Annotated in this window: 11 protein-coding genes; 2 read left to right on the top strand and 9 right to left on the bottom strand. The window is 64.9% G+C overall.

Translation table 11 applies throughout. The annotated features are described in order from the left end of the window. The 4 genes from coaD to J4D28_RS21480 form a co-directional block, all read right to left on the bottom strand. Positions 1-441, bottom strand: a 441-nt coding sequence (gene coaD / locus J4D28_RS21495) for a pantetheine-phosphate adenylyltransferase (protein ID WP_207246444.1), incomplete at its 3' end; no start/stop codon positions are given. A 115-nt stretch (positions 442-556) separates the two neighbouring features. Further along, the gene (locus J4D28_RS21490; RefSeq protein WP_103331442.1) at positions 557-2,152 is read right to left on the bottom strand and encodes a GMC family oxidoreductase; all 1,596 of its coding nucleotides are present in this window, start codon (positions 2,150-2,152) and stop codon (positions 557-559) included. 113 nt (positions 2,153-2,265) lie between these two features. Beyond that, positions 2,266-2,811: a hypothetical protein gene (locus J4D28_RS21485; protein ID WP_028683541.1), complete on the bottom strand. Its 546-nt coding sequence runs from the start codon at positions 2,809-2,811 to the stop codon at positions 2,266-2,268. A gap of 27 nt (positions 2,812-2,838) precedes the next feature. Continuing rightward, positions 2,839-4,269 (bottom strand): coniferyl aldehyde dehydrogenase, encoded by a 1,431-nt coding sequence (locus J4D28_RS21480; RefSeq protein WP_028683542.1) that lies wholly within the window; start codon positions 4,267-4,269, stop codon positions 2,839-2,841. 145 nt (positions 4,270-4,414) lie between these two features. Between J4D28_RS21480 and J4D28_RS21475 the strand changes: the two genes are divergently transcribed. After that, entirely contained in the window at positions 4,415-5,086 is a 672-nt protein-coding gene (locus J4D28_RS21475; RefSeq protein WP_016704832.1) for a TetR/AcrR family transcriptional regulator, read from the top strand. Positions 5,087-5,125: 39 nt separating this feature from the next. Next, entirely contained in the window at positions 5,126-5,980 is an 855-nt protein-coding gene (locus J4D28_RS21470; RefSeq protein WP_028683543.1) for a sulfurtransferase, read from the top strand. Between the two features lie 121 nt (positions 5,981-6,101). On the opposite strand, the gene J4D28_RS21465 is transcribed toward J4D28_RS21470, so the two are convergent. From J4D28_RS21465 to J4D28_RS21445, 5 genes are all read right to left on the bottom strand, one after another. Next, a complete protein-coding gene (locus J4D28_RS21465; RefSeq protein ID WP_009051331.1) occupies positions 6,102-6,935 on the bottom strand; it encodes an AraC family ligand binding domain-containing protein in 834 nt (277 codons plus the stop codon). Beyond that, a complete protein-coding gene (locus J4D28_RS21460; RefSeq protein WP_009051330.1) occupies positions 6,932-7,936 on the bottom strand; it encodes a hydrolase in 1,005 nt (334 codons plus the stop codon). Before J4D28_RS21460 ends, J4D28_RS21465 begins: the two co-directional genes overlap by 4 nt. 63 nt (positions 7,937-7,999) lie before the next feature. Continuing rightward, positions 8,000-8,620 carry a 16S rRNA (guanine(966)-N(2))-methyltransferase RsmD gene (gene rsmD / locus J4D28_RS21455; RefSeq protein WP_103331443.1) on the bottom strand — a complete coding sequence of 207 codons (621 nt, stop codon included), beginning with the start codon at positions 8,618-8,620 and terminating at the stop codon, positions 8,000-8,002. Further along, positions 8,620-10,110, bottom strand: a complete 1,491-nt coding sequence (locus tag J4D28_RS21450) for a pitrilysin family protein (protein WP_103331444.1) — start codon at positions 10,108-10,110, stop codon at positions 8,620-8,622. The genes rsmD and J4D28_RS21450 overlap by 1 nt, the downstream gene beginning before the upstream one ends. Continuing rightward, complete coding sequence (locus J4D28_RS21445) at positions 10,103-11,458, bottom strand: pitrilysin family protein (RefSeq protein ID WP_103331445.1); 1,356 nt, start codon at positions 11,456-11,458, stop codon at positions 10,103-10,105. Before J4D28_RS21445 ends, J4D28_RS21450 begins: the two co-directional genes overlap by 8 nt. Positions 11,459-11,746: the final 288 nt, after the last annotated feature.

The following is an 11,746-nucleotide window of genomic DNA, read 5'->3' as shown; positions in this document are numbered from 1 at the left end:
CGGATGCACGAACTTGCTGATATCGCCGCCCAATGCCGCGATTTCCCGGACCAGGGTCGAGGAAATGAACGAATAACGTTCAGACGGCGTGAGGAACAGGCTTTCCACGTCCGGCGCCAGTTGGCGGTTCATGTTGGCCAGCTGGAATTCGTATTCGAAGTCCGAAACCGCCCGCAGCCCCCGCAGGAAGACATTGGCGTTCTGCTCCTTGGCGAAATGCGCGAGCAGCGTGGAAAAACCGACGACTTCAACGTTCGGCAGATGCTTGGTGACCTCGCGAGCCAGTTCCACACGCTGTTCCAGGGGAAAAAGCGGGTTTTTCTTCGGGCTGGCGGCGACGGCGATGATCACATGATCGAACAGGCGCGAGGCGCGTTCGACCAGATCGCCATGGCCCTTGGTAATAGGGTCGAAGGTACCTGGGTACAACACTCGGTTCATCGCGTCGTCCTGGCGGGAGTCCGTTGGGGAGTCGGATGGTATCGCAGCCTTTCCGGTCGGCCAAGTCGCCTGTAACGGAAGAAAGCACTATAGACGACGAAAATAAGCGGCGTTTTCACCTGCTTTTCAGCCGTTCGGCCAGGGCCGTGGCCAGTTGCGCGGTCAGGCCGTAGACCGACAATTGCGGATTGGCGCCGATGCTGGTGGGGAACAGCGAACCGTCGTGGATCGACAGATTGGCCAGTTGGTGATGGCGGCCCAGGCTGTCGGCGACAGCGTTTTTCGGGTCTTCGCCCATGGCGCAACCGCCCATCACATGGGCGCTGCCCAGGCGGGTGCGGTACAGCGCAAGGTTCAGGCCGTCGATCAGGGTCCTGGCCTCGGCCAGGGTCTTCACGTAGCGGGCATCGCTGTGCATCGGCATGACCGCCTTGGCGCCGCCGGCGAACTGGATCTGCGCCATGCTGTGAAAGGCCCGGCGCACGCCGTCCCAGGCGTAGTCCGAGACCTGATAGTCGAGCACCGGCGAACCGTCGCCGCGCAGTTCCACGCTGCCGCCGCTGCTGTCCGGGTGAAAACCGTCGCGTAGCAGCGCGAGCATGGCGTGGGTGTGGGGCAACTGCTGCATGTTCAGGGCGCTCTGTGGGCCGAAACCGCCGAGCAGGGTGGCGGCCAGCGCCGGTTGCAGCGGTGGCACCTCGAGCTTGTAGGACATCTTGCCGGTGGCGCCGTCCTGCCACTGGAAATGATCGGAGTAGATCGACTGCGGCGCGCCGTAGAACGGGTTGATCACCTGGTCGAACTGCCCGGCGGAGAAGTTCACCAGGTGCAGGAAGGTGCGTTTGCCCAGGCGTTTGTGCGGATCGGCCGCGTCGGAGCGCAGCAGCAGGGCCGGGCTGTTGATGCCGCCACCGGCCAGCACGTAGTGCCGGGCCTTGACCTTGATGGTGCGCCCGGTGGGCGCCACGCAGCGCTCGTCCATGGCCAGGCAGAGCAGGCTCTCGACCTGGTCGCCCTTGATCTGCAAGCGCTCGGCGCGGGCCAGGTACAGCAGTTCGCCGCCTTTCTCCAGGGTTGCGGGGATGGTGGTGACCATCATCGATTGCTTGGCGTTGGTCGGGCAGCCCATGCCGCAATAGCCGAGGTTCCAGCAGCCGCGCACGTTGCGCGGGATCACGTGCCAGCTGTAGCCGAGCTTCTCGCAGCCGATCCTGATCACGTCGTTGTTGGCGTTGGGCGGCATGATCCACGGAGCGACCCCCAGGCGCTGCTCCATTTTTTCGAACCAGGGCGCCATCTCGGCCGGGCTGTGGCCCTTGACGTCGTGCTCCTTGGCCCAGTGCTCCAGGGTCGGCTCGGGGGTACGGAAGCTGGAGGTCCAGTTGATCAGGGTGGTGCCGCCGACCGCGCGGCCTTGCAGGATGGTGATGGCGCCATCCTTGCTCATGCGGCCGATGCCTTCCTGATAGAGGCTGGCGTAGGCCTGGTCCTCGAGCATCTTGAAGTCGTCGCTGGTCTTGAGCGGCCCTTCTTCGATCAGCAGCACCTTGTAGCCGGCGGCGCTGAGGATCTCGGCGCTGGTGCCGCCGCCCGCGCCGCTGCCGATGATGGCGACATCCGCTTCGAGGGTCAGGTCCTCCTGCAATTGCGAGCCGTTGTAGGTTTTCCAGCCTCGGGCCAGGCCTTCGCGAAACAGATCGGGTACGGGCATATCAGGCGCTCTCTAGTTGTTCTGTATTTCTGTAGCTGCTGCCGCAGACTGCGATCGGCTGCAAAGCAAGCCCCTGCGGGGCTTATTGCAGCCTGCGGCAGCGGCTACGGGTGTCAGATCCTGGGCGGCCCGGGATAACCGCAATGGGCCCAGGATTCGGGGCGGCTGTACCAGGCCATCATCACCAGTTGCAGCAGGGACGCGTGGCCCATGCGCAGCAGGCTGAGGGAGCTGTTTTCCCAGCGTTCGAGGAAGTGCCGGATGTCTTCGGCGCTGGCGTTTTCCCAACTGCCCCAGATGCCGGTCAGGGGGCCGCGGGTGATGCCCATGCCCAGCACGTCGAACAGCTGGCGGGTGAGCTTGAGCATCTCAGGCGACAAGTGGTCGAGGCTGTGATCCAGGCTGTTCAGGGTGGCGTCGAGCGCCGCCGGCAGCTTCTCGGCAGCCACGGCGCCGTCGAGCATGACCGGGATCAGCGCCCGCAGCACCGGCAGGTCACTGCTGCGCAATGCGGTAAAGCCGCTGGCCGCGGTGCCGGACGAGCAGCCGCTGAGGCTGGCGCCGAGGCCGGCGGTGGTCAGGAACGCGCTGGCGCACAGGCCAATTTTCAACAGGCCACGGCGCGACAGTACGGGTGCTGCAGGCAGGCTGGGAGTCATTATTGTTATTACCCGGCAATGGTCTGGTTAGCGGATGAACAGCTTCTGGATCAGCTTCTGGATCGGTTTGCCATAAGGCGGGTAGATCAGTCGCGCGGCATTCAGGCGCTGCTTGCTCAGTACACCCTTGGCTTTGCTGAAGGTCAGGAAGCCTTCGTGACCGTGGTAATGGCCCATGCCCGAGTGGCCGATGCCGCCGAACGGCATGTCGTCCTGGGCGACGTGCAGCAGGGTGTCGTTGAGGCAGACCCCGCCCGAGTGGGTTTCGTTGAGTACCCGCTCCTGCTCGGCCTTGTCGTAGCCGAAGTAGTAGAGCGCCAGGGGGCGAGGGCGCTGGTTGATGTAGGCGAAGGCCTGGTCCAGGCCGGTGTAGGGCACGATCGGCAGGATCGGGCCGAAGATCTCGTCCTGCATCACCGTCATGTCGTCGCTGACATTGAGCATCAGGCTGTGGCCCATGCGCCGCTCCTGGTTTTCCTCGAACAGCGGGATCAGCAGCGCACCCTTGCTGGTGGCGTCGCTGATGTAGCTGTTCAGGCGCGCCAGTTGCCGCGGGTTGATGATCGCCGTGTAGTCGGGGTTGTCGACCAGGGTCGGGAAGAAACCCCGGACCACCTGGCGATAGGCGTCGACGAAGGCGCCGACGCGGTGTTCCGGGACCAGCACGTAGTCCGGGGCGACGCAGGTCTGGCCGGCGTTCATGGTCTTGCCGAAGGCGATGCGTTCGGCGGCGTCCTTGAGCGGCACGTCGTCGGAAACGATGGCCGGGGACTTGCCGCCCAGCTCCAGGGTCACCGGGGTCAGGTTTTCCGCCGCGGCGCGCATCACGTGCTTGCCGACGCTGGTGGCGCCGGTGAACAGCAGGTGATCGAAAGGCAGCCGGGAGAAGGCCACGCCCACGTCGGCTTCGCCCAGCACCACGGCGACCAGGTCCTCGGGGAACGCCTTGGCCAGCAGGCGCTTGAGCAGCAGGCCGGTGGCGGGGGTCGATTCGCTGAGCTTGAGCAATACCCGGTTGCCGGCGGCGAGCGCGCCGACCAGCGGGCCGATGGCCAGGAACAGCGGGTAGTTCCACGGCACGATCACCCCGACCACGCCCAATGGCTGGTAGACGACCTTGGCCGAGGCCGGCTGGAAGGCCACGCCGACTTTGCGCCGCGAAGGTTTCATCCAGCCCTTGAGGTGTTTGCTGGCGTAGTGGATGCCCTGCAGGCTGGGCATGATTTCGGCGAGCAGGGTTTCGTCGGCGCTGCGATGGCTGAAATCTTCGCTGATGGCCTCGATCAGGGCCTGGCGTTCGCTGTCGAGCAGGTCGCGCAGGCTCTTGAGCCATTGCTGGCGCTGGGCGGCCGGTGGCATGGGGTTGGCCGCGAAGGCCTGGCGCTGGACAGCGAACAGACGGTGGAGCTCATCCAGCTGCTGGTGGGCTTCCGGCAAGTAGGCGATTTCGGCAGACATGGGCGGCTCCGGTTTTTGTGGGTGGGAGATTTTTAGAGTTTATACTCTAAAATGTCAAATGAGATCCCGGGCCAGCTTTGATTTATCCCATCGGGGATAGGTCGTAAGATGCCGGGCAATGCCTTCTCGATTAAAGCCCACGCTCATGGCCCCACGCATAAAAACCCGCGAACGTATCGTCCAGAACAGCCTGGAGCTGTTCAACCAGCAAGGCGAACGCAGTGTCAGCACCAACCACATTGCCGCCCACATGGAGATTTCGCCGGGCAACCTGTATTACCACTTCCCCAACAAGCAGGCGATCATCGCTGTGCTGTTCTGCGAGTACGAAACCCTGGTCGACAGCTTCCTGCGCCTGCCCCAGGGCCGCAGCGTGACCGTGGAAGACAAGCGCTATTACCTGCAGGAGCTGCTGGCCGCCATGTGGCGCTATCGCTTCCTGCACCGCGACCTGGAACACCTGCTCGACAGCGACGCCGAACTGGCCGCCCGTTACCGACGCTTCTCCCAGCGCTGCCTGATCCACGGCACGGCGATCTACGAAGGTTTCGTCGAGGCCGGCATCCTGCGGATGGACAAGGTGCAGATCGAGTCCCTGACCCTCAATGCCTGGATCATCCTCACTTCCTGGGTGCGTTTTTTGTGCACCACCCGGGAAAACTCCGCGCACCTGAGCGAAGAAGCGATCAAGCGCGGGGTGTACCAGGTGCTGGTGCTGGAGGCCGGATTTGTCACCGACCACGCCCGGGAGGCGGTCGATGCGCTATACGACGAGTTTTACGTGCCCCTGGCGCAAGCCCTGGAAGAAGTGCAGTAGGATCTGGATCAAGTCATCGTTCAATTACTGGAGCCCGTCATGCCCATCGCGCAACTGATCAGTCCACAGCAATTGGCCGCTCGCCTGGAGCAGCCCGGGCTGGTGATTCTCGATTGTCGTTTTGCCCTGGAAGACCCGGATTACGGCCAGCGCAGTTATGCCAGCGGGCATCTGGCCGGCGCGCACTTTGCCGACCTGGAGCGCGATCTCAGTGGCCGGGTGATCAAGGGCGTGACCGGGCGCCATCCGCTACCCGAACCGGCGACGCTGATCGCGCGCCTGCAGGCCTGGGGCATCGACGCCGACAGCGACATCGTGCTCTACGACGACGGCCCCGGTGCCTATGCCGCCCGCGCCTGGTGGCTGCTGGCCTGGCTGGGCAAGCGCGACGGTGTGTTCATTCTCGATGGCGGCTTGAAAGCCTGGCACGCCGCGGGCCTGCCGTTGAGCCTGGATCCGCCGACCAATGTTCTCGGCCATTTCACGGGCCAGCCCGACAAAACCCTGCTGCTGAGTGCCGAGCAGCTGCAAAAACGTCTCGGCCAGCCGACCCTGACCCTGCTCGACGCCCGCGCCCAGCCACGCTTTCGCGGCGAGGTGGAGCCGATCGACCCGGTGGCCGGGCATATCCCCGGCGCGCAATGTGCGGCGTTCACCGACAACCTGGACAGCGACGGCCGTTTCCTGCCGGCCGATCAGCTCAAGAAGCGTTTTGCCGCGAAGCTGGGCGAGCGTGCGCCGACCGAACTGGTGGCGTACTGCGGCTCGGGCGTGACTGCCTGTCACAACCTGTTCGCCCTGTGCCTGGCCGGTTATCCCCTGGGCAAGTTGTATGCCGGCTCCTGGAGCGAATGGATCACCGATCCGCAGCGCGCGGTCGCCACGGGCGACTGAATCCCCTTACCGTAGGAGCGAAGCTGGCTCGCGATCCAGGCGCTGCGTTGTTTCTGCTGGACCGCGTCGCCTGAGACATTTTTCGCGAGCAAGCTTCGCTCCTACAGGGACAGGTGCTGTTTCAGAGGGACTGGCGGGCGCTGCGATAGGCCGCCGGCCCCACGCCATAGACCTGCTTGAACTGCCGGCTCAGATGGCTCTGGTCGGCGAACCCCAATTGCGTCGCCACCTCCAGCGGCAGGCAACCGTCGCGCAGCAATGCCCGGGCCTGGGCGATGCGCTGTTGCATCAGCCAGGTGTGCGGCGGCATGCCGGTGGCGCGACGGAATACCCGGGCGAAATGAAACGGCGAGAGATTGACCGCCGCGGCCAGTTCTTCCAGGGACGGCGGGGCGGCCAGTTGCGCTTGCAGCAACTCCTTGGCCTGGACGATCGCCCGGTGTTCCCGCCCGGGTTTGCCCGGCGCCTTGACCCCGGCGTGACGCCGCAGCAGCAAGAGCATCATTTCCCGCCACAGGGTCTGTTGTTGCAGGGCGGTGGCCGGGCTTTCCAGTAATTGATGCAACTGGCAGAAGCCGCTGACCAGATCGGGGTCGCGATACAGCGTGGCGCCGAAGGCCGGCAGGCTGTCGGTGGGCAATTCCAGCTCGCCCAGCATGGCGAGGATTTGCGCGTTGTCCGGATAAAACGCCCGGTACAGCCAGCCGTCCTCGGTGCCTTTGTGGCCGGTGTGCAACTCGTCCGGGTTGATCAGCACCAGGGTGCCGCGCCCCGCCAGGTGCTCGGCGCCGCGATAACGGTAGCGCTGGGCGCCGTCCATGATCATGCCGATCACATAGCCGTCATGCACATGGGGCACGAAGCGATGCTCGATATAACGCGCGGCCAGCAACTCCACGCCGGCCAGGGGCGCGGTTTGCCAGAAACGGATCGATTCGCCCTGGCCGCTGTTCATCGCGGTTCACGCCCCAGGCCGGACAGCCACTGGGGAATGCGCCGTTCCAGGTAATAACCCGGCGTCTTCACCGAACCCTCGACAAAGCCGACGTGCCCACCCTTGGCCTGCAGCTCGAAGTGGGTGCTGCCGGACAGCTCGCGGGCTTCCGGCAGGCTGTGGGGGAATACGAAAGGATCGTCCGCGGCCTGGATGATCAGGGTTGGTGTGCGGATTTCCCCGAGGAAATAGCGGCTGGAGGCACGCCGGTAATAATCCTGGGCATCGGCAAAGCCATTCAGCGGCGCGGTGACCCGGCCGTCGAAGTCCCAGAAGGTGCGCAGCTTTTCCAGCGGCCCGAGCCGCTCCAGCACGGCCAGGCCCTCATGGCGCCCGTCGTGCTGGAACTGGCGCTGCTTGTCCTTGATGTAGGCGAGCATCTCGCGCATGAAATGCGCCTGGTAGACCTTGGAAAAGCCCTGGCCGATACGGTCGGCGCACTGGTCCAGGCGAAACGGCACCGATACCGCGACGGCGCCTTGCAGCTGGCTGGCGCTGCCGCTTTCCCCCAGGTGCTTGAGCAATACATTGCCGCCCAGCGAGTAGCCCACCGCGAACAGCGGGGCCAGCGGGCGCTTGCTGCGCAGGTGGTCGATGGCGGCGGCCAGGTCTTCGCTGGCGCCCGAGTGGTAGCTGCGTGGCAGCAGGTTCGGCTCGCCCGAGCAGCCGCGCCAGTTCAGCGCCGCGCTGGCCCAGCCCTGGTTCGCCAGGGCCTTTTGCAGGCCGGCCACGTAAGGCGAATTGGAAGAACCGGTCAGGCCGTGCAGCACCAGCACCAGGGGCGCGGTGGCGGTGTGCGGGCCGTGCCAGTCGAGATCGAGAAAGTCGCCGTCGTCGAGCCACAGGCGTTCGCGCTGGCGGTCGAGGTGAGTGGTCTTGCGCCACAGCGGGCCCCACAGGGTTTGCAGGTGCGGGTTGCCGAGGCCGAAGGCGGGAATGAAGCGATCTGACGGAGTAGGCACGGTGATTCTCGTAGCAGCGGTGCGCGTCCCCGGCGGGGCTGCGCACCTTTTCAGGCCAGTGGTTTAACCGGCGATCCCTGCCATACGTTGCCACAAGGCGTAGTACACCTGCCCGGATTTCTGCTCGCGGTGCAGGCGCCAGTTCGCCGGGAGGCCGAGGGTCGACGGCGCGGTTTCACTTTCGGTATAGACCCAGGCGTCGTCGGCCAGCCAGTCGCGTTCTTCCAGCAGGGCGCAGGCGGCCGGCAGCAGGTTCTGATGGAACGGCGGGTCGAGGAACACCAGGTCGAAACGGCTGGCCGGCTGGGTTTCCAGATAACGCAGGGCGTCGGCGGTCTGCACCTGGCCAACGGTGCAGCGCAGGGTGCCCAGGTGCTCGCGCAGGCGCGACACGGCCAGGTTGCTGGCATCCAGCGCCTGGCCCATGGCGGCGCCACGGGACAGGGCTTCGAGAAACAGCGCGCCGCTGCCGGCGAACAGGTCGAGCACCTTGGCCCCGGCGACATAAGGCGCCAGCCAGTTGAACAGGGTTTCGCGCACCCGGTCCGGGGTCGGGCGCAGGCCCGGCACATCGGGGAAGCTCAGGCGACGGCTGCGCCACTCGCCGCCGATGATGCGCAGTTGGCCCACACCGTTGTGCTGGTTGTGGACGGGTTTCTTGCTGGGACGCGATGGGCTGGCCATTAGTGCTCCGGAACCCCGAGCGGCTGCTCGGCGGGTTTTTCAGTAGGGGCCGGCAACGGCTTTTGCGGCACGGTCGGACCGGCGGTGACGACGACCATCTTGTCCGCGCTCAGGTGCTTGTTCAGTACATCCCGGACCTGCTCCACCGTCAGGCTCTGGGACTGCTGCATGAAGTCTTCAAGATAGCTCAGCGGTAGGTTGTAGAAGCCGATGGCGCCCAGTTGGCCGACGATGTCGGCGTTGCTGGCGGTGGACAGCGGGAAGCTGCCGGCCAGCTCGCGCTTGGCGTCGTCGAGTTCCTTCTGGGTCGGGCCGGTCTTGAGGTAGTCGGCGAGCACGTCCTGCACCAGCTTGAGGGTGCCCTCGCTCATTTCGGCGCGGGTCTGCAGGTTGATCATGAACGGGCCACGGGCCTGCATCGGGCTGAAGCCGGAATAAACGCCGTAGGTCAGGCCGCGCTTCTCGCGCACTTCGCTCATCAGCCGGGTGCCAAAACCGCCGCCGCCAAGGATCTGGTTGCCCAGGGACAGCGCGGCGTAATCCGGGTCGTCACGATCGATGCCCAGTTGCGCCAGCAGCAGGCTGGTCTGGCTGGACGGGTATTCGATATGGCCGACGCTGGCCTGCGGCTCGGTCGGTTGCGGGATTTTCGCCAGCGCCGGGCCTTTGGGCAGGGCAGAGGAGATCTGTGCGGCAATCGCCTCGGCGTCGCTGCGCGACAGGTCGCCCACCAGGGCGATCACCACGTTGCCGGCGGCATAGGCCTTGGCGTGGAACGCCCGCAGCTGGGCCAGGCTGATCGGCGGCACGCTCTGCGCGGTGCCGTCGCTGGAATGGGCATACGGATGGCTGCCGTACAGGCGGTTCATCAGTTCCAGGCTCGCCAGCTTGCCGGGGTTCTGCTTCTGGTATTCGAAACCGGCGAGCATCTGGTTCTTGATGCGCGCCAGGGAGTCGGCCGGGAAGGTCGGCTTGCCGACGACATCGGCGAACAGTTGCAGGGCCGGCGTGCGCTTGTCCGGTGCGCTCAGGCTGCGCAGGGAGGCGATGGCCATGTCCTTGTAGGCACCGTTGCCGAAGTCGGCACCCAGGCCTTCGAAACCTTCGGCGATCGCGCCGACATCCTTGCCGGCCACGCCTTCGTTGAGCATGGCGTTGGTCAGCATCGCCAGGCCTGGCGCGTCGCCGTCCTGGCTGCTGCCGGCGGCGAAGGTCAGGCGCATGTCGAACATCGGCAGCTCATGGGCTTCGACGAACAGCACCTTGGCGCCTTCGGCGGTGCTCCAGGTCTTGATGTCGAGGCTGCGGCGGCTTGGGGCCTTGCCGTCGAGCTCGGCCAGGGATTGCAGCTTCTGGCTGCTCTTGGCCTTGTCCAGCGCCTGGCTGGCGTTGGATTCGTTCGCCCGCAGCAGATAAAGGCCGGCAGCGATGATCAGGGCCACGAGTGCCAGGCCGAGCAGGACCGGGCTGGCGCTTTTGCGCTTACTCATGAGCGGACTCCTCAGGCAATACGTGGGCAACGCTCAGGCGTTCGCGAGTGAAATAGGTACGAGCGGCCTTCTGGATGTCTTCAGGGGTCACGCTTTGCAGTTCGGCGAGTTCGGTGTCCATGAGTTTCCACGACAGGCCGACGGTTTCCAGCTGGCCGATGGCGGTGGCCTGGCTGGTGATGGAGTCACGCTCGTAGACCAGGCCGGCGATCACCTGGGCGCGCACGCGCTCCAGCTCTTCGGCGGTCGGCGGGGTGGTTTTCAGCTCTTCGAGCAAACTCCACAACCCGGCTTCGGCCTGGGCGATGGTTTTCTTCTTCTGGCTGTTGGGCATGGCCGAAAGCAGGAACAGGCTGTCGCCGCGGGTGTAGGCGTCGAAGCTCGACGAACCGCCGGACACCAGCTCTTCGCCGCGCTCCAGGCGGGTCGGGATGCGGGCGCTGTAGCCGCCGTCGAGCAGCGCGGCGATCAGGCGCAGGGCATGCACCGAATGCTTGTCTTCGGCGGTGGCAATGCTCGGCACGTTGAAGGCCAGCATCACGCTCGGCAGCTGGGTCTTCACCCGCAGGGTGATCTGCCGCTCGCCGGGCTCGGCCAGTTCCAGGGGAATCTTCGCCGCGGGCACGGCGCGCTTGGGAATCGCGCCGAAATAACGTTGGGCCAGGGTTTTGACTTCGTCCGGGGTGACGTCGCCGACCACCACCAGGGTGGCGTTGTTCGGCACATACCAGGACTCGTACCAGTGGCGCAGCTCCTCGACCTTCATCCGGTTGAGGTCGGCCATCCAGCCGATGGTCGGCGTGTGGTAGCCGCTGGCCGGGTAGGCCATCGCCTTGAAGCGTTCGAAGGCCTTGGACATCGGCTTGTCGTCGGTGCGCAGGCGGCGTTCTTCCTTGATCACTTCGATTTCGCGGCTGAACTCGTCCGGCGGCAGGCGCAGGCTGGCCATGCGATCGGCTTCCAGCTCGAAGGCCACGCCCAGGCGGTCACGGGCCAGCACCTGGTAATAGGCGGTGAAGTCGTCGCTGGTGAAGGCGTTCTCTTCGGCGCCCAGGTCGCGCAGGATCAGCGAGGCTTCGCCGGGGCCGACCTTTTCGCTGCCCTTGAACATCATGTGTTCCAGGGCGTGGGACAAACCGGTCTGGCCCGGGGTTTCGTAGCTGGAGCCGACTTTGTACCAGACCTGGGAGACCACGACCGGAGCCCGATGGTCTTCCCGGACCACGACCTTGAGGCCGTTGTCGAGGCTGAATTCGTGGGTGGGTTGTGGATCGGCAGCCAAGGCTGAAAGGGGCAGACAAACCGTACTGAGCAGCAGGCCTGCGGCGCGGCGGGCTAGAGCATTCATTCGTTTTTTAAACCTGTTGGACTGCCCGCTTGGTCTTAGCCTACGGGCGAGGAGGTGCTAGGATACTGATCCGTTTTACTGGCGGCCACGCCTATCAGGCCTTCACAGATCAGAGTGTGCTTGAGCAGGTTGTATGGGTTTCCGGCAAGAAGTCTGGATTTACCAGCTAAACTTCGACTTTTCGCCGATTTTGCCGTTTCAGTCCTTTAGTAAAATCGATCCTTGAGATGCCATTGGGCACCTCGACAAAATGTTGCGCGTGAACAAGCCGGCGGAAACGCAGTCTGT

This window comes from Pseudomonas sp. GW531-T4, assembly GCF_017349615.1.
GTDB classification, from domain to species: Bacteria; Pseudomonadota; Gammaproteobacteria; order Pseudomonadales; family Pseudomonadaceae; genus Aquipseudomonas; species Aquipseudomonas chlororaphis_I.
Note: the sequence above shows the minus strand (reverse complement) of the source record. Positions and strands in the feature narration are given on the sequence as shown.